Origin of the sequence: Paraburkholderia sp. SOS3, assembly GCF_001922345.1 — a bacterium.
Lineage (GTDB): Bacteria > Pseudomonadota > Gammaproteobacteria > Burkholderiales > Burkholderiaceae > Paraburkholderia.
Map to the genome: position 1 here is coordinate 3,035,395 of NZ_CP018811.1, position 19,278 is coordinate 3,054,672.

Below are 19,278 nucleotides of genomic sequence, written 5' to 3' on the forward strand. Positions count from 1 at the left end.
CCGCCTGAGCGCGCCGGCGGGCAATCGGGAACCCGCAATCCCTCGCTGCCAGCCTGGCGTTTTCAATCTGTAACCTACGTAACCTTGCGAAAAATACACAGGCTGGACTGTTACCAGGGTGGGACGTAGCATCATGCTTCTTGCGGCTCATGCCCGTCCACGCAAGCTTGCCGCAAGCCCGGAAATGCCCGCGGCAAGGCGCCGCCGGAGCATCGTTGCGTCGACCTCTGTCGAGGTGGACATGCGAAGCGCCGCAGCGATACGCGAGGCGATACCGGCAAGCCGCGTGTCACACGTCGCATACACGCTCAAGCTTTATCGTATGGCCGCGGCCGGATCGACGCGCCCGGCCGGTGTCAGCAGGCGCCGCGCGCTTTGCGCCTGCTGCAGCTACGCTCTTTGCCACGCTTTGTCCTGCTTGAGTCAGTGCCTTGCCTCTTGCTTTTTTAACGCCGCATCGCGTTCGCTCCTCGGTCGCGCCAGCCGATCAGCGCGCCGCACGCACCACGCGCCGTACCGATATGCGGACCGTCGTGCAGCCTCGCGATACTCCGTAGTGTTTGCCCATATCTCGCTAGCCAGCTGATCGAACCGATGGACGAAAAACAAAAGCAGTCGGACACCAACCGCAACCCGCCTCCCGCACCTGCCCCCGCAAACCGGCCTCCCGCACCGGGCGGCGGACCGCGGCGCAGCCGCCGGGCGATATGGCTGGCGCTGGCCATCGTCGTCGTCGCGGCGATCGTGCTCGTGCGCTGGCATCCATGGCGCAAGGCCGACACAGGCGCGCGCGCAGGCGCCGCGGCCGGTGCAAGCGGCGCGCACGCCGGCCGCACGGGCGGCCGGCGCGGCGCATTCGCGAACCAGCCGCAGCCGGTCAAGGTTGCCTCGGTCACGCAAGGCGACATGCCGATCGTCATCACCGCGCTCGGCACCGTCACGCCGCTCGCGAACGTCACCGTGCGCACGCAGCTCTCGGGCACGCTGCAGACCGTCGCTTTCCAGGAAGGCCAGATGGTGAAGAAAGACGAGCTGCTCGCGCAGATCGACCCGCGCCCTTATCAGATCTCGCTTGCGAACGCGCAAGGCACGCTCGCGAAAGACATGGCGCTGCTGCAGACGGCGCGCCTCGACCTGAAGCGCTATCAGACGCTTCTGGCGCAGGACTCGATCGCGAGCCAGCAGGTCGATACACAGGCCTCGCTCGTCAAGCAATATGAAGGGCAGGTGCAATCGGACAAGGCGAATATCGACACCTTCAAGCTCGATCTGACCTACGCGCGTATCACCGCGCCGGTCGCGGGCCGCGTCGGCCTGCGCCAGGTCGACCCCGGCAACTACGTGACGCCCGGCGACGCGAACGGCATCGTCGTGATTACGCAGCTGCAGCCGATCAGCGTGATCTTCACGACGTCCGAAGACAATCTGCCGGCCATTCTCAAGCAACTGAACGGCAGGACGAAGATGTCCGTCACCGCATACGACCGCACGAATTCGACGTCGCTCGAAGCGGGCTACCTCGAAACGATCGACAACCAGATCGATACGACCACCGGCACCGTCAAGCTGCGCGCGAACTTCGCGAACACCGGCAACATGCTGTTCCCCAACCAGTTCGTGAACGCCCGCCTGCTCGTCGACGTCATCCACAACGCGACGATCGTGCCGACCTCGGCGGTACTGAACGGCTCGATCGGTCAGTTCGTCTACGTCGTGAAGCCCGATAACACGGTCACAGTACGCAAGGTCAAGGTGGGCCCGGTCGACGGCGAGCGCACGAGCATCGCGTCGGGCCTGCAGGTCGGCGAACGCGTCGTCACCGACGGCTCGGACCGCCTGAAGGAAGGCGCAAAGATCACGATTCCGGCCGAGCATCCGGCCAGCGCGTCGGGCGCGGCCGGAGCGTCGGGCGCGTCCTGGGCCGCCGGCGCGTCGGCTGCATCGGGCGCGCATGCCCACCGTCATCGGCACGCGTCGCAAGCGTCGTCGCAATGAGGCGCGCTTCGGATAACCACTTCAGGCGCCCGCTTCAACGACACGCTTCAACGACACGCTTCAAGGACCCGCTTCAAGGACCACTGATATCGCATGAATCCATCCCGCGCCTTTATCCTGCGCCCCGTCGGCACCGCGCTGCTGATGGCTGCGATCATGCTGGTCGGCCTCGTCGCGTTGCGTTTTCTGCCGCTTTCCGCGCTGCCCGAAGTCGACTACCCGACCATCCAGGTGCAGACCTTCTATCCGGGCGCGAGCCCCGACGTGATGACCTCGTCGGTCACGGCGCCGCTCGAACGGCAGTTCGGGCAGATGCCTTCGCTGAACCAGATGTCGTCGCAAAGCTCGGCCGGTTCATCGGTCATCACGCTGCAGTTCAACCTCGATCTGCCGCTCGATATCGCCGAACAGGAAGTGCAGGCCGCCATTAACGCGGCCGGCAATCTGCTGCCGTCCGATCTGCCCGCGCCGCCGATTTACGCCAAGGTCAACCCGGCCGACGCACCGATCCTCACGCTCGCCATCACGTCCAACACGCTGCCGCTCACGCAGGTGCAGGACATTGCCGACACGCGTCTCGCACAAAAGATCTCGCAGGTCGGCGGCGTCGGTCTCGTGAGCCTGTCGGGCGGCCAGCGCCCGGCCGTGCGCATCCAGGCGAACCCGCTCGCGCTCGCGTCGTACGGCCTGAACCTCGACGACCTGCGCACCACGATCTCGAACCTCAACGTCAACACGCCGAAGGGCAGCTTCGACGGCCCCACGCACGCCTTTACGATCAACGCGAACGATCAGCTGACCGACGCCGATGCGTATCAGAGCGCGGTCGTCGCCTACAAGAACGGCCGGCCGGTCATGCTGACCGACGTCGCGAAGATCATTCCCGGCGCGGAAAACACCAAGCTCGGCGCGTGGGTCGACGGCACGCCCGCGATCATCCTGAACGTGCAGCGCCAGCCGGGCGCAAACGTGATCCAGGTCGTCGACAGCATCAAGAAACTGCTGCCGTCGCTGCAGCAATCGCTGCCGGCCGCGCTCGACGTGCGGGTCGTCACGGACCGCACGACGACGATCCGCGCCTCGGTGCGCGACGTGCAGTTCGAGCTGCTGATGTCGGTCGTGCTCGTCGTGCTCGTCATGTATCTGTTTCTCGCGAACGTCTACGCCACGATCATCCCGAGCCTGTCGGTGCCGCTGTCGCTGATCGGCACGCTCGCGGTGATGTACCTGTGTGGCTTCTCGCTCGACAACCTGTCGCTGATGGCGCTGACCATCGCCACCGGCTTCGTCGTGGACGACGCGATCGTGATGATCGAAAATATCGCGCGCTACGTCGAGGAAGGCGATTCCCCGCTTCAGGCTGCGCTAAAAGGCTCGAAGCAGATCGGCTTCACGATCATCTCGCTCACGGTCTCGCTGATCGCGGTGCTGATCCCGCTGCTGTTCATGGGCGACGTGGTCGGGCGCCTGTTCCACGAGTTCGCGATCACGCTCGCGGTGACCATCGTCATCTCGGCGGTCGTATCGCTCACGCTCGTGCCGATGATGTGCGCGAAGCTGTTGCGCCACACGCCGCCGAAGGAAAGCCACCGCTTCGAGGCGCGCGCGCATGCGTTTATCGATTACGTGATCGACCGCTACGCCGTCGCGCTGCGCTGGGTGCTCGACCGCCAGCCGGCCACGCTCGTGGTCGCGGTCCTCACGCTCGTCGTGACCGCGCTGCTTTACGTGTTTATCCCGAAAGGCTTCTTTCCGGTCCAGGATACCGGCGTGATCCAGGCGATCACGCAGGCGCCGCAGTCGGTCTCGTATCAGTCGATGGCCGAACGCCAGCAGGCGCTCGCGGCCGAAGTGCTGAAAAACCCGAACGTCGACAGCCTCACGTCGTTTATCGGCGTCGACGGCACCAACATCACGCTGAACAGCGGCCGCATGCTGATCAACCTGAAGCCGCGCGACGACCGCGACGCCACCGCGAGCGAAGTGATCCGCGAGCTGCAGCGCGCGACCGCGCATATTCCCGGCGCGATGCTTTACATGCAGCCGGTGCAGGACCTGACAATCGATTCGACCGTCAGCCCGACGCAATACCAGTTCATGCTCACGGACCCGAACATCGCCGAGTTCCAGACCTGGGTGCCGAAGCTCGTCGAACGGCTGCAGCAGTTGCCCGATCTCGCCGACGTCGCGACCGATCTGCAGAGCAACGGACAGTCCGTGTACGTGGAAATCGACCGCCCGACCGCCGCGCGCTACGGCATCACGCCCGCGACCGTCGACAACGCGCTCTACGACGCCTACGGCCAGCGCATCGTCTCGACCATCTTCACGCAGTCGAACCAGTACCGCGTGATTCTCGAAGCGACGCCCACGCTGCAGCACTACACGGATTCGCTCAATTCGATTTACCTGCCCTCTTCCACCGCGGCCGGCGGCCAGGTGCCGCTGTCGGCCATCGCGAAGTTCCACGAGCGGCCGGCGCCGCTGCTCGTCACGCATCTGAGCCAGTTCCCGGCCACCACGGTGTCGTTCAACCTCGCGCCGGGCGCGTCGCTTGGCGCGGCCGTGAAGGCCATCCAGCAGGCGGAAAAGGACATCGGCCTGCCCGCGTCGTTCCAGACACGCTTCCAGGGCGCGGCGCTCGCCTTCCAGGCGTCGCTGTCGAACGAACTGTTCCTGATTCTCGCGGCGATCGTCACGATGTATATCGTGCTCGGCGTGCTGTACGAAAGCTTCGTGCATCCGGTCACGATTCTCTCGACGCTGCCGTCGGCCGGTGTCGGCGCGCTGCTCGCGCTGTGGTCGACGGGCCACGATCTCGACATCATCGGCATTATCGGCATCGTGCTGCTGATCGGCATCGTGAAGAAGAACGCGATCATGATGATCGACTTCGCGCTCGAAGCCGAGCGCGAACACGGCAAGCCGCCGCGCGAAGCGATCTATCAGGCCTGCCTGCTGCGCTTCCGGCCGATCCTCATGACCACGATGGCGGCCCTGCTCGGCGCGCTGCCGCTGATCCTCGGCAGCGGCGCAGGCTCGGAGTTGCGCCGGCCGCTCGGGATCGCGATCGCGGGCGGCCTCATCGTGAGCCAGCTGCTCACGCTGTTTACGACGCCCATCATCTACCTCGGCTTCGATTCGCTCGCGCGCCGTCTGCGTGCGCGCTTTCATCGCCACACGGGCGGCGACCCCGGCGGCGACCGCGGCGATGGCCCCGGCAACCGTGCGACGCCGCCTGCCACCGATGCCGGGAGCTGACCGATGAACCTGTCGCGTCCGTTCATTGCGCGCCCCGTTGCCACGACGCTGCTGTCGATCGGCATCGCGCTCGCCGGCCTCTTCGCGTTTTCGAAGCTGCCGGTCGCGCCGCTGCCGCAGGTCGACTACCCGACCATCTCGGTGCAGGCCTCGCTGCCGGGCGCGAGCCCGGAAACCGTCGCGACGAGCGTCGCGAGTCCGCTCGAGCGACACCTCGGGGCGATCGCGGACGTCACCGAAATGACGTCGACGAGTTCCGTCGGCACGACGCGCATCACGATGCAGTTCGGCCTGAACCGCGATATCGACGGCGCGGCGCGCGACGTGCAGGCCGCCATCAACGCGGCGCGCGCCGACCTGCCGGCCAGTCTTCGGCAGAACCCCACGTATCACAAGGTCAATCCGTCCGATGCGCCGATCCTGATCCTGTCGGTCTCGTCGAACACGCTGCAGGCCGGTCAGCTCTACGATTCGGCCGCGACCGTGCTGCAGCAATCGCTGTCGCAGGTCGACGGCGTCGGCGAAGTCGACGTCAGCGGCTCGGCGAATCCGGCCGTGCGCGTCGAACTCGAACCGCACGCGCTGTTCCATTACGGCATCGGCCTCGAAGACGTGCGCGCCGCGCTCGCCTCCGCGAACGCGAACAGCCCGAAAGGCTCGATCGAGTTCGGCGACAACCACGTGCAGCTGTACACGAACGACCAGGCGAGCAAGGCGTCGCAATACAAGGATCTCGTCATCGCGTACCGCAACGGCGCGGCCGTCCATCTGTCCGACGTCGGCGAAGTCGTCGATTCGGTCGAGGACCTGCGCAACCTCGGCCTCTCGAACGGCTCGCGCGCCGTGCTCGTGATCATCTACCGGCAGCCGGGCGCGAACATCATCGAGACCGTCGATCGCATCAAGGAGGAACTGCCGCAACTCGTCGCGTCGCTGCCGCGCGACGTGCAGGTGGTGCCCGCCGCCGACCGCTCGACGACGATTCGCGCCTCGCTGACCGACACCGAGCACACGCTGATGATCGCGGTCGCGCTCGTCGTGATGGTCGTGTTCCTGTTTCTGCGCAACTGGCGCGCGACGCTGATTCCGAGCGTCGCGGTGCCGATCTCGATCGTCGGCACGTTCGCGGCGATGTATCTGATGGGCTTTTCGATCGACAACCTGTCGCTGATGGCATTGACGATCGCGACCGGCTTCGTCGTCGACGACGCGATCGTCGTGCTCGAAAACATCGAGCGGCATATCGAGAACGGCGTGCCGCGCATGAGAGCGGCGATCATGGGCGCGCGCGAGGTCGGCTTCACGGTGATGTCGATCAGCATTTCGCTCGTCGCGGTGTTCCTGCCGATCCTGCTGATGGGCGGCATCGTCGGGCGCCTGTTCCGCGAGTTCGCGCTGACGCTGTCGCTGGCGATCGGCGTCTCGCTCGTCGTGTCGCTGACGCTGACGCCGATGATGTGCTCGCGCCTGCTGCACGAGCCGCATGAGAAAAAGAAGGAAGGCCGGATCTCGCGCTGGCTCGAAAGCGGCTTCGAGCGCATGCAGGAAGGCTACCGGCGCACGCTCGGCTGGTCGCTGCGTCATCCGCCGATCATTCTGCTCATGCTGTTCGCAACGATCGGTCTCAACATCTGGATGTACATCATCATCCCGAAGGGCTTCTTCCCGCAGCAGGACACGGGGCGCCTCGTCGGCGGCATTCAGGCCGACCAGAGCACGTCGTTCCAGGCGATGAAGGGCAAGTTCGCCGAGATGATGAGCATCGTGCAGGCGAATCCGAACGTCGACAACGTGGTCGGCTTCACGGGCGGCCGGCAGACGAACGCCGGCTTCATGTACGTGTCGCTGAAGCCCAAGCCCGGCCGCAAGGCCACGGCGGACCAGGTGATCCAGCAACTGCGCGGGCCGCTGTCGCACGTCGCGGGCGGCCGCACGTTCCTGCAGGCCGTGCAGGACATCCGGGTCGGCGGCCGGCAATCGAACGCGCAGTATCAATACACGCTGCTTGCCGATTCGACGCCCGATCTGTACAAGTGGACGCCGCTCATCACAACGGCGCTGCAGGCGCGCCCCGAACTCGCCGACGTCAATTCCGACCAGCAGGAAAGCGGTCTCGAGGCGTTCGTGACGATCGATCGCGCGACCGCCGCGCGCCTCAAGATCACGCCCTCGCAGATCGACAACACGCTCTACGACGCGTTCGGCCAGCGCCAGGTATCGACGATCTACAACCCGTTGAACCAGTACCACGTCGTGATGGAAGTCGCGCCGAAATACTGGCAGAGCCCGGAGATGCTCAAGCAGGTGTGGATCAGCACAACGGGCGGCACCGCGAGCGGCTCGCAATCGACGAACGCGACGGCCGGCACCGTGACGGCGACGAACGCATCGGGCAATGCCGCGAGCACGTCGGGCGCGGCGGGCGGCGGCACCTCGGCGGGCGCCGCCGGTTCGTCGAATGCGGCGGCTATCGCCGCCGATGCCGCGCGCAATCTCGCGAACAACTCGATCGCGGCGAGCGGCAAATCGGGCGCCTCGACGGGCGCGGCCGTCTCGACGTCGCAGGAAACCATGATTCCGCTCTCGGCAATCGCGACGTTCGGGCCCGGCAACACGCCGCTCGCGGTCAATCACCAGGGGCAGTTCGTCGCGTCGACGATCTCGTTCAACCTGCCGCCTGGCCGCTCGCTATCCGACGCGACGGCCGCCATCGACGACACGATGGCACGGCTTGGCGTGCCCGCGACGATACACGGCAGCTTCCAGGGCACCGCACAGGCGTTCCAGCAGTCGCTGAACGACCAGCCGATCCTGATTCTCGCCGCGCTGGCCGCCGTCTATATCGTGCTCGGCATTCTGTACGAAAGCTATATCCACCCGCTCACGATTCTGTCGACGCTGCCGTCTGCCGGGGTCGGCGCCCTGCTCGCGCTGCTGCTCTTCAATACCGAGTTCAGCATCATCGCGCTGATCGCGGTGATTCTGCTGATCGGCATCGTGAAGAAGAACGCGATCATGATGGTCGACTTCGCGATCGACGCCTCGCGCACGCGCGGGCTCGCGTCGCGCGAGGCGATCGAGGAAGCGTGCCTGCTGCGCTTTCGCCCGATCATGATGACGACCTGCGCCGCGCTGCTCGGCGCGCTGCCGCTTGCGTTCGGGCGCGGCGAAGGCGCGGAGCTGCGCGCGCCGCTCGGCCTCGCGATCGTCGGCGGCCTGATCGTGAGCCAGATGCTCACGCTTTATACGACGCCGATCGTTTATCTGTATATGGACCGCCTGCGCGTGCGGTGGGAAAAGCGCCACGGCGGTACCGGTCAGCCGGCTGCCGCGGCCGAGTGAGTGCGCGGCGGCACGCACTAGCCGTTCATTGCCCGCGCAGTTGCCTGCATCGCTAGCATGACAGCGTGCCGGGCCGGCTATCGCACTATCGCAGGTGGCGAGGCAACCGGATCATGCGGAGGTGCCTGTGATTCCTGTCTTCCGACCAACGCGCATCGCAGAGCGGCCGCCCGCCTCATTGCGGCCCGCGCACGAACCGGCTCCGCACGACACCACGGTGCACGACCGGCCCATGGCGCGAGGCGCGCGGCTGCCGGCCCCCGCTGCCATCGCGGACGATGCGCGGCCCGGTGTCGGAACGCGCACGCTGCCGAGCGGTCATCGCCGGCAACCGGCAGCGCTGCCGGTCGTGCCCGTCGCACCCGAGCGCCTCGCGTGCGCAGCGCCGGGGAACGTGACGCCACCCTTGCGCGCTCGCGATGCCGCCTTGATGTTCCGTACGGTTTCCGCGTGGAATCAGGCGACATCGGCGAAAGACGCAGAAGCAATCGACGCGCTCACGCAGCAGTCGAACGCCGGCCAGTTCGCGCGCCTGCAGCCATTCATCGAAGACGGCGAGCCGCAGATCAACCGTGCATTGCGCACGCATCGGCACCGAACCCAGACCATGCAGCGGTTTCTTTCCGACTTCGCGCAATTGCGCGACTATCGCGGCGAGTCGTATCGTGCAGCCTGGCTCAAGCCCGCGGCGCTCGACGCGCTATTACACCGCGCGCGTACGCGCTTTTTCGACGACGGCATCCAGACTGCGTCCGTCGCGCTGCCTCACGCGCAGATCTGGTTACGCAATCTGCCGCGCACCGAGCAGGATCGGAAGCCGGCGATTCTGATTTTCGATGCGAGCGTGCGGCAAAAAAATCTCTCGTACGGCAACGGACTCGGTATGGTCGCGGTCGAACCGGGCGTGCCGCTCGAACTGCGGCGCGTCACGCAGCAGCAAGGCATTACGTTTGCGCTGTTCACTGCGGCCGACGACGCCGACGGCCTGCTGACGAAGCTGCCGGACGGTTCGCTGGTCCATCGCTCCACCGTTTGACCGGCGCCGCTTGCCGCGCGAATGCGAGCTGAAAGACGTCACCTGAAACCGGTTAGCTAAAACAGGCTAACTAACACCGGCCAACTAAAGCTTCTGCGTTATCGCGCGCGTCAGAATGCGCTGCCACTGGCGTGCCTGCCGCTCGGTTTTCATCGGCAGTTGCCAGACCGGGCGCGCCGCATCCTTGACCCGCAGCCCGACGCGCCAGCCGCTGCCGTCGCGTTCGGCCTGCGCGCCTTGCAGGTCGCCGAAAATATAGTCGCCCTTTGCGCCGCCGAGCTGGATCGAACATAGGCCTTTACCCGCGGCAAGCCGCACGCCGCCCCATGGTTCCTTGAGCTCATGGGTCCAGTCGCCGTCGTCGATGTTCGGCGCGATCTCGCGATGGCGCCGCCACCCGTAAGCGAGCGCTGCAATCACGATCAGGGCCGCCACGGCCGCGGCGCCAATCGCGACGCCAGCGCCGAAGTGCGCGGCGAGCACGTGGTACGCGCGCACTGCGCCGTAGATCAACGCAATCAGCACGAACAGAGCGACAAAGACCGGCATCGCGCCTCCGTAAGGACGTGGGTCAAGCGTGGGCCAATCGTGGGACAAGCGCGTGGGTCAGGCTGCCCGATGGCGATCCAGTACGACGGGTTCACGCGCGGCCAGCACCGGCCCCGCGCATCGAGGCAAGACTTATTGCGGCTTGTGCGTCGCCGCCCATTGCTTGACCGCCTGCATCGTATTCTCGACGTGCTTGTCCGGCGACATGCTCGTGTATTCGTAGATGATCTTGCCGTCCGGCGCGATCACATACGAGACGCGATTCGCCATCGAATCGTGCATCGGCAGCCCGGCGTCGTAGGCGCCGATCACCTTGGCGTCGGAATCGGCGGCAACGGGGAATTTGCTGCGGCATTCGCTGACCGAGAACTTCGTCAGGGTGTCGATATTGTCGTGCGACACGCCGATCACGGTCGCGCCGTATTTCCTGTATTCGTCGACGGCGTCGGCAAACTCGTGCGCCTCGATCATGCAGCCTTTCGTGAAGGCGGCCGGATAGAAGTACAGCACGACCGGCCCCTTCTTCAGCGCATCGGCGAGCGAGTACGTGTAGGTCTTGCCCCCGAGCGACGCCTGCGCGGTGAAATCGGGCGCGGTGTCGCCGGGCTTCAAGGTGGCCGATGCGCCGAGTGCGTAGAACGACAGCGCGGCGGCGAGGCCGGCCGTCGCGACGGCTTGCTTCAGCATATGTTTCATCTGCGTGCCTCCGGTTCGTGCAGTGGGCGCACGGCGCTGCTCCGAAATTGCCTTCGCCGCCACGCACATCGATTCGCTATTGGATCACAGTTTGCGCGGCACCCGTGCATCCTGCCGTCAGCCCGACGAGCCCGTTGCCGGTTCAGCCTTATGCCGCCCCCTTTGCCGTCCTGTTCGTGGTCCCGTTTGCCGTCCCGGTTTGCGGCCGCATTCGCCGTCTCAGTTTCCACCCGCATGCGCACCGAACCACGCGGCCGCCGACAGGTTAAGCTCCGCCAGCACCGCGGGCGTGAACACCGCGAAGCGCTCGAGCGTTTCCGCCTGGACGATCGCCGTCGTCTCGGCGCCCTGCCCCGCCGCTTCGGCGACACGCAGCAGCGCGCCCATCTCGCCGTCGCGCTCGACGATCGCATTGCGGATCAGCGGCGACAGTCCAAGCTTGTCGAGCGCCTTAGCGGGCGACGAATCGACGACGACGTGGACGAGCGAAAAGATGCCGGTCATGAATGCCGCGTCGGCGAAATCTTCGTCGCCGGGCCGCAACAGGCGCGCGGCCAGCTCCATGAAGCGCGAGCGCGTGCCGGCCAGCTGCACGAGCGGATCGGAGCTCCATGGGAGCTCGCCGCCGCCCGCGTACAGCAGCAGTTGCGCCCAGCGCGCGATCTGCCGCGTGCCGGTCGCGATGATGGCCTCGCGCAGCGACGCGATATGACGGCCAAGGCCGAAGGCGCTCGAATTGACAAGGCGCAGCAATTGCACGACGACGTTCGGGTGGCGCTTCAGTTCCGCTTCGAGTTCGAAGAGACCGGCGTCGCGCGACAGCAGCGCGAGCAGGCGCAACAGCGCCGCGCTCGACGAACGGCTGCGTTGCGCGGCAAGCACCTGCGGCCGCGCGAAGAAGTAGCCCTGGAACAGATCGAAGCCGAGGTCGCGCGCCTGCAAAAAATCCTCGCGCGTTTCGACCTTCTCGGCGATCAGCGTCTTGCCGTGCCCGCGCAGCGTCGCCGCGAGCGTTTTCAGCGTACTGCGCTCGGCCAGCAGGAAATCGACCTTGACGATATCCGCGTACGGCAGCATCGCGTAAAGGCTCTCGGACAGCTCCCAGACGTCGTCGAGCGCGATCCGGAAGCCGGCCCGGCGCAATTCGGCCAGACGCGCGAGCAGCCGCGCATCGACGGTCACGTTTTCGAGGATTTCGAGCACGAAGCGCTGCGGCGACATCAGATGCACGGTGTCGTCGAACAGCAGGCGCCGGCCGATGTTGATATAGCCGCGGTGCTGGCCGAGCACGGCGGGCACACCGATGGAGCCGATGGTGCGCGCCACGACCTGGGCGGTCGCCTGCGCGTCGTCGGACACGCGCGCGTGGTTGTGCGCGCTGTCGCGGAACAGCAACTCGTAGGCATTGAGCGCGCCGCTGCGGTCGAGAATCGGCTGGCGGCCCAGATAAACGAACTCCGAAGCGGAACGCGGGGCGCCCAGCGACACACCGGGTGTGCCGCTCTGCGTGCCGCCGGCTCCTTTATCGGCCCTGCGGTCGTCTCTATCGTCGAACGGTTCTGACATGATGGATGGCGGCGTGGATTCAAAAAACAGCAATCGTGCAGGCCTGGGATGGAAACGGTCCCACCGACCGCCGCGCATCGTACCAAAACCGAACCGCATCACGAACAATCGCATTAACGGAACAAGGGGGGCAGTACTTTAGCGCGGCGCTCGATGCGGCGTCGCGAGCACCGCGAAACAGCCCCCGATCCGGCGAAATCGGCTCCCGCCGCGCGGAAAACGGGTATTTGCGATGCTTTTTTTCGACGTTGCGCTAAAGATTTTGCCGCGCCGGCCGTTATGGTGCTCTGATGGACGTCTTCCCATCTTCCGGCCGGATGCGGTAACCGGCAGGCGGACTCGCCCGCCTGCGACGAAACAGGATTGTCAGCGACTTACATGGAAGCGAACAGGATTACTGCACCTCGACGGGGCTGGCTGCGCAACGCGATCGACCGTTGGCGCACGGTACTGAGCCCGCGCGGCGGCGAGGCGCACGCGGCCGGTGCCGGCGCCGCCGCCCTCGGTCTCGAGCAGACCGTCGGCGCAGTCGACTTCCTTGCCCACGTCGACCGGGATTTGCGCTTCCTCTACGTGACCGACGCGAGCCTGCGCTTCATCGGCTACCACCGCGAGTATCTGCAAACCATCTCGTTGCACGACATCGTCGCCCCGGCCGACAGCGCGCGCCTCGAAGCCGTGCTGACGCGCGCCGAGGCAAGCGGCGCGGTCGAAAAGGTCACGCTCGATCTGGTCAAGTCGCTGACTTACCCGATCGCCGTCGAACTGCGCGTCGTGCGCAACAACCACGACGGCATCGAAGGCTATGCGATCGCGGGCTTCGACGTCTCCGCGTGGCGCGCCAACGAAGCGAGCCTCAAACGCGCGCTGCATACCGATCATCTGACCGGCATCGCCAACGTGCCGGCGCTCGTCGACGCGCTGCGCGACGCGCAGCAGCAGGCCGACGCGAACGGCACGCCGGCCGCGCTGCTGCTGCTCGACCTCGACGACTACCAGCGCGTGAACCGCGCGCTCGGCTACGACGCCGGCGACGAAATGCTGCGCGACACCGCGAAGCGCCTCACGCACATGACGACGCAAGGCGAAATCATTGCGCGCGTCGCAAGCGACGAGTTCGCGATCCTGCTGCCGCCGGCCGCGACGCGCACCGACGCCGCCATCGCCGCCGAAGCGCTCGCGCGGCGCCTGCTGACCGCGATCCAGCAGCCCTACTCGTATAACCGGCAGCCCGTGCATCTGTCGGCCAGCATCGGCATCGCCCTGTACCCGGACGTGCAGCACCTGAACGACACGACCTCGCGCGACAGCCAGTTGCTGCGCTGGGCCGACCACGCGCTGCTGCGCGCCAAGGCCGCGGGCGGCAACACGCTCGCGTTCTACGTGCCCGACGACAGCCCCGCCGACGCCGAGCGCCTGAAGCTCGAATCGGACCTCTACGACGGCGTGCGCAACGGCGAGTTCTCGTTGCACTTCCAGCCGATCACGAGCAGCCACTCGCGCGGCGTGGTCGGCGTCGAGGCGCTGATCCGCTGGCACCATCCGTTGCACGGGCTCGTGCCGCCGTCGATGTTCATTCCGCTTGCGGAGTCGGTCGGCCTCATCAACTACCTCGGCAACTGGGTGCTGAAGGCCGCCTGCATGCAGCTCATCCAGTGGGACGCAAAGGGCATCAAGCTGCAATACGTCGCGGTCAACGTGTCGCCGCAGCAGTTCCGCGACCCGCGCTTCACCGACAACGTGCGCGAAGCGATCGCGCTGACCGGCATCGACCCGCGCCGGCTCGTGTTCGAAATCACCGAGACGCTGCTCATGCACGATCCCGCGCATGCAACCGCACTGCTCGCGGAATTAACTGCCATCGGTATTCGTTTTGCAGTAGACGACTTCGGCACGGGTTATTCGAGTCTCGCGTATCTGCAACGTTTCCCGCTCGCCAAACTGAAAATCGACAGGAGCTTCGTCGAGAATCTGCTAACCTCGCGCAATGATCAGGCAATTGTCAGCGCGGTGGTCGGGCTTGCGCAGACACTCGATCTCGAACTGGTCGCCGAAGGCGTCGAAACGGAAGCGCAGCGTGCATTGCTGACCCAGATGGGATGCGATCACATTCAGGGGTGGCTCGTCTGCAAGGCGCTGCCGTCGGAAGAACTGGCGCAGCGCTTCGAATCGCGCGCGCTCTACCTGCACGACGCAGCATGACTCACGCGGCGCAACCACGCACCGGCGGTCCGCGCGCAAGGCGCGGCCCGCTACTCACTGGAACACGTATGGCTTTTGCGGGACTCACATGTTAAAGGCGGCGTTGCTCGACAGGCTCTGGGGCAAGATGAGCGAACGCGGCGATTTTCCGATGCTGTCGCAGTCGCTCCGCACCACGATGGCCGCCGTCAAGAACGACGAACTCGACTTCACGTCGCTCGTTCAGGTTGTGCTCTCCGACTTCGCATTGACGCACAAGGTGCTGCGTCTTGCGAATTCGGCGATGTACATGGCGTTCGGCGGCAACATCACCACGGTCTCGCGCGCGCTGATGGTGCTCGGCATGGACGCGGTCGGCCATCTCGTCGTCGGCCTGCAGATCGTCGATCACTTTCACCATAGCGCGCCACGCCGCATCGACGCAAAGCTCGAACTGAACCGCACGATGCTCTCGGGCTGCGTCGCGCGCAAGCTGACCGAACGCGGCGACCTGCGCGCGGGCGAAGAAGCGGTGGTGTGCACGCTGATGCGCCAGGTCGGCAAGCTGCTCGTCGTGTTCTATCTCGACACCGAATGGGACCAGATTCGCCGCCAGCTCGATGCGGGCGTCTCCGAAAAGGATGCGTGCGCAAGCATACTCGGCGTCTCGTACGAAGAGATCGGCATCGAGGCCGCGGCGCGCTGGCGCCTGCCCGAAATCATCCGCACCGGCATGACCGCGTTCGATCCGTCCCGCGACGACGAGCCGCGCCAGACGCAATGGATGCGCGCCGTCACGACCTTCTCGACCGAAGTCGCGAACCTGCTGACCGCGCCCGACATGCCCATCGCCGTGCGCGACGCGCGTATCGCGGAGCTCGCGCAGCGCTACAGCCGGCCGCTGAACACCGATGCGGACGTGCTGATCGAAATGAGCATCGCGCTCGCGCGTGAAGAAGCGGGCGACGGCGTGATGCGCGAAATCAACGAACTGCGCGCGAGCGCCGACGCCATCGCGCGCGAGCCGCTCGAACCCGAAGACCGCATCCGCGCGGGCGTCGAAGACCTGCGCGCGCTGCCCGCGGACAACGCGCTCGCGCCGGCGCTGACGCTCGCGTCCGAAACCGTGCTGGCGGGCCTCGGCTTCGACCGCACGGTGGTGTTCGTGCGCCAGGGCAGCGGCACCTTCAAGGCGAGCATGGGCTTCGGTCCGAAAGTCGACGCAGTGATGCCGCAGCTGTCGTTTGCCAGCGCATTCCAGCCGGACGTGTTCCACCTCGCCATCGCGAACTCGGTCGGCATCTTCATCGAGAACGCGCGCGACCCGAAAATGGTCGCGCGGCTGCCGGACTGGTACAAACGCTCGTTCAGCGACGCGCGGTCATTCGTGCTGCTGCCGGTCATGCTCGAAAATCAGTCGACGGTCGCGCTGATGTATGGCGACTGGACGCACAATACCGAGCCACGCCGCATCAGCCAGCAGGAAATGGCGGCATTGAACGAGCTATCGCGGGAATTACGGCGTTTTTTCGTCCAGGCGCCGGTGGTGGGTGAGCTGGAGACGCAGTGACTCGATCCCGCCAACGGGATTGATGGGAATCGCATCTCACTGAGCTGACAACTCTGCCGGCGCGGCATGCCCTCGCGTATGTGCGCGGTATGCGCCGCTGTGTGCCGCTGTGTGTTTCACCTGCACATGCGTACAGGCCTTGCACATTGACAGAGATTCAATCTTCGATCCGCTCGAGCCCTTCGGCTTCGGCGCTGCGATCGGCAATGCCGGCCCATGCGGCCGCGGTCAGCGCGAGTTCCGCCGCTTCAGGCACGGTCAACGGCGCGAGCGACTCGCAAGCCGCCTCGACTTCATCCCACGCGCCGCGTTCGAGCGCTTCGGTCAGCGTCAGCAGCATGCCGAGCGAGCCTTCGTGATGTTCGATTGCCGCGCGAATCGGCCGCGACAGCATCAGCACATTGAGCGTGGTTTCGAGCGAACCGCCGAACACTGCATCAACGAACGAAAAGACGCCGGTCAGGAACGCCGCGTCGGCTTCATCGCGCCCTGCCTCGGGCAAACGTGCAACCGCGAGTTCCATGAAACGTGCGCGCGATGCGGCAAGCTGCAGCAGCGGATCGTCTTCGAGTGCGACCTTGCGGCCGTCCGCGTACAGCAGCAATTGCGTCCAGCGCGCGATCTTGTCGGTGCCCGTTGCGTTGATCGCATCGCGCAGCGTCGTGACGCGCAAGCCCAGCGCTAGCCCGCTTGCATTCGCGAGACGCATCAGGTGCATGACGAGCACCGGATTGAGCTTCAGCTCCGCCTCGAGCTGCGCGACCGTCGGTTCGCCGGCCAGAAGCTGCAGCAGATTCAGCAGCGCATGGCGCGGTGCGCTTACGCGGCGCGTCGACGAAACGCTTTGCGCACGCGCGAAGAAATAACCCTGGAAGCGGTCGAAACCGAGATTGAAGGCGGTCTGGAAATCGTCGTGCGTATGCGTGTTGAGCGCGATCAGCATCTTGCCTGCCGACTTCAGTACGCTGGCGAGCTTCGGCAGCAGCGCGGCCGGCGTGCGCTGCAGATCGATCTTGACGGTCTCCGCATACGGCAGAAGGCGCGCAAAGCGGTCATCGACCTGCGTGACGTGATCGATCACGAAGCGAAAGCGCCGGCCGTGCAGCGTAACGATGCGCGCGATCAGTTCTTCATCCACGTGGATGTCGGGCGGCAACTCGAAAATAAACCGCTCGGGCGGCAGCGCCTTGACCGCCTCGTCGAACAGCAGTTCGCGGGTCGCATCGATATAGGCGGGATGGCCGGTCAGCGCGAGCCGCACTTCGGCCCGCACCAGCGCGCGAATCAGCTTGCCGACGCGCGCCTGGGCGGAGTTTTCGTTCGCGGATAATTCGCCGCCGCCGTCGCCGTCAGCGCCGCTTTGCGGTTCAGTGTTCTCGCCGGCATCGGCAGGCCCTGCGTCCTCGGCGGACACGAACGGTTGCTGGATTTTCAGCTCGAAACCGCACAGCATGCCGTCCCGGTTCAATAGCGGCTGGCGGGCGAAATAGACGTCGCGCGGCGCGCCTTCGGCGGTGCTGCCGGCGTCGCTTCGCCGGTCGCCGTCAGTGGAACCCGAAAGGCCGTCTGGCCGGCCTTCCTGCTGGACTGCGGTGGTGGTCATGCGGCTCCCCTATGGCAAGGCGCGCGTGGCGCGTTGCGCTCTCTTCGTTATACCTGGCGGTGCAATGAACCTCGCGATCCGCATTGCATGGAGGCGATGTTTTCCGAAGCGGCCCGATCGAATGCATGGCCGCGATATCGGGCCGTCGTGCCGTGCGGCCGATGCCGATATCAGCCCCATGCGGGTCCATATCAGGCCATACGGGCTCATACGGAGCTCATACGTGGATCAGACGCGACTCGGTCGCGGCCCATGCGCGATACACCGGGTTCAGATGCCCGGCGATTTTAGCGCACGCACGCATGCTGCGGACAGCGAAATCGTGTGCGGGGAACGAAACTTCGCTTATTGCAGTGACGCGAGCGCGTGCTCCGTCGTTTCGACGACCATCAGACCTGCGCGCAGCCCGGGTTTTACCGATGCATTCGGAAACACGATGCGCTCTTCCGGATGGCTCACCGTATAGCGATAAGCGCCGTCGCGCGCGAGCAGCGTGTGTTGCGGATAGGCGGTGAAATTCGGCACATCGGCTTCGACGAACAGTTCGAATGCGTCGCTGTGCTTCGTGATCTGGCCGATCACCGTAAAGACGCGCGGAAGCGGCAAGTCCCCCGCCGTTGCATCGCCGGAACCGACGCGAGCGGCACGCTCGTGTCCGTCATCACGCTGACCCGCAAGCAGGTTACGCAACGCGCGATCGGCACCCGCAAAACGCGCGAGCTCGTTCTGTCCGAACGGACGTACCTTGCCGAGTTCGAGCGTGCACGCATCGGCGCCGCACGCTTCGGAGGTGAAATGCGAATACGTGGTGCTCTTCGCCGCATGCACGAGCACGGCCGCGATCTGCGCATCGCGCAGCCATTCGAACATCGCGTGCGACATCGGCTCGCCTGTATGCGGCAGCAGCGCAAAGCGCTCGAACACCGATGCGCGGATCGCCGTGTGCATATCGATATGCCAGCGCGCGCTGCGCCGTTGCGGTGCATTCGCGAAGAATCGCGCGGCCGCGCGTTCGAGCGCCGCGGCGCGCGGCGCTTCCTCGCTCTGCGGCAATTGCGCGTGACGGCCGCTGAAAAGGCGGTTCAGATCGTCGTCGATATAACGGCACGCCGCGCGCATGGCCGAGACATTGCCGAGCACGACGAGCAGCCGGCACGCGAGCGGTGCGCGGCCCTGCGCGATATCGCGCACGAGCGTCGACAGCAACTCGATCGGCGCGGTTTCGTCGCCATGAATACCGGCCGACGCGAGCACGCTGTGCACGCCGGCAGCCTCGCCTGCCTCGCGTGCCTCGCTCCGAGCCGCCACGGGCTCGAACTGCAGCACGCCATCGTCGAGCCAGTTCCAGCGCACGCCATCGGCGCACACGCCTTCGCGTTGCGCATCGGCGGGCGGCGCGTGGCCGGCTAGCGTGTAGGCGAGAAAGTCGTCGAGCATCTTGCCCTGCCCTGTCATGGTTCCTGCGAAACGCCGCCTCGG

The 19,278-nt window shown here is 65.8% G+C and carries 11 protein-coding genes; 6 read left to right on the plus strand and 5 right to left on the minus strand.

Annotated features, from left to right (window positions below; translation table 11 throughout):
* Nucleotides 1-594: 594 nt before the first annotated feature.
* The 4 genes from BTO02_RS13525 (at nt 595) to BTO02_RS13540 (ending at nt 9,634) form a co-directional block, all read left to right on the plus strand.
* Nucleotides 595-1,995, plus strand: coding sequence for an MdtA/MuxA family multidrug efflux RND transporter periplasmic adaptor subunit (locus tag BTO02_RS13525; protein ID WP_075157464.1), 1,401 nt, complete (start codon nt 595-597; stop codon nt 1,993-1,995).
* Nucleotides 1,996-2,088: 93 nt separating this feature from the next.
* The gene (locus tag BTO02_RS13530) at nt 2,089-5,256 is read left to right on the plus strand and encodes an MdtB/MuxB family multidrug efflux RND transporter permease subunit (protein ID WP_075157465.1); all 3,168 of its coding nucleotides are present in this window, start codon (nt 2,089-2,091) and stop codon (nt 5,254-5,256) included.
* A 3-nt stretch (nt 5,257-5,259) separates the two neighbouring features.
* A complete protein-coding gene (locus BTO02_RS13535) occupies nt 5,260-8,598 on the plus strand; it encodes an efflux RND transporter permease subunit (RefSeq protein WP_075157466.1) in 3,339 nt (1,112 codons plus the stop codon).
* 232 nt (nt 8,599-8,830) lie between these two features.
* The gene (locus BTO02_RS13540; protein ID WP_156883827.1) at nt 8,831-9,634 is read left to right on the plus strand and encodes a hypothetical protein; all 804 of its coding nucleotides are present in this window, start codon (nt 8,831-8,833) and stop codon (nt 9,632-9,634) included.
* Between the two features lie 84 nt (nt 9,635-9,718).
* Here the strand turns inward: BTO02_RS13540 and BTO02_RS13545 are convergent, their stop codons facing one another.
* From BTO02_RS13545 to BTO02_RS13555, 3 genes are all read right to left on the minus strand, one after another.
* Nucleotides 9,719-10,183: a hypothetical protein gene (locus BTO02_RS13545; protein ID WP_075157468.1), complete on the minus strand. Its 465-nt coding sequence runs from the start codon at nt 10,181-10,183 to the stop codon at nt 9,719-9,721.
* A gap of 132 nt (nt 10,184-10,315) precedes the next feature.
* The gene (locus BTO02_RS13550) at nt 10,316-10,870 is read right to left on the minus strand and encodes a peroxiredoxin (protein WP_442953458.1); all 555 of its coding nucleotides are present in this window, start codon (nt 10,868-10,870) and stop codon (nt 10,316-10,318) included.
* Nucleotides 10,871-11,098: 228 nt separating this feature from the next.
* Nucleotides 11,099-12,445, minus strand: a complete 1,347-nt coding sequence (locus BTO02_RS13555; protein WP_083615114.1) for an EAL and HDOD domain-containing protein — start codon at nt 12,443-12,445, stop codon at nt 11,099-11,101.
* A 378-nt stretch (nt 12,446-12,823) separates the two neighbouring features.
* Here BTO02_RS13555 and BTO02_RS13560 point away from each other — a divergent pair, with 378 nt between their 5' ends.
* Nucleotides 12,824-14,647, plus strand: a complete 1,824-nt coding sequence (locus BTO02_RS13560; protein ID WP_075157469.1) for a putative bifunctional diguanylate cyclase/phosphodiesterase — start codon at nt 12,824-12,826, stop codon at nt 14,645-14,647.
* Nucleotides 14,648-14,735: 88 nt separating this feature from the next.
* Nucleotides 14,736-16,196, plus strand: coding sequence for an HDOD domain-containing protein (locus BTO02_RS13565; protein WP_075157470.1), 1,461 nt, complete (start codon nt 14,736-14,738; stop codon nt 16,194-16,196).
* A gap of 157 nt (nt 16,197-16,353) precedes the next feature.
* On the opposite strand, the gene BTO02_RS13570 is transcribed toward BTO02_RS13565, so the two are convergent.
* Together BTO02_RS13570 and astE are read right to left on the minus strand one after the other, a co-directional pair.
* Nucleotides 16,354-17,799 (minus strand): EAL and HDOD domain-containing protein, encoded by a 1,446-nt coding sequence (locus BTO02_RS13570; protein WP_075157471.1) that lies wholly within the window; start codon nt 17,797-17,799, stop codon nt 16,354-16,356.
* Nucleotides 17,800-18,144: 345 nt separating this feature from the next.
* Complete coding sequence (gene astE, locus BTO02_RS13575) at nt 18,145-19,254, minus strand: succinylglutamate desuccinylase (RefSeq protein WP_232243364.1); 1,110 nt, start codon at nt 19,252-19,254, stop codon at nt 18,145-18,147.
* Nucleotides 19,255-19,278 lie beyond the last annotated feature (24 nt).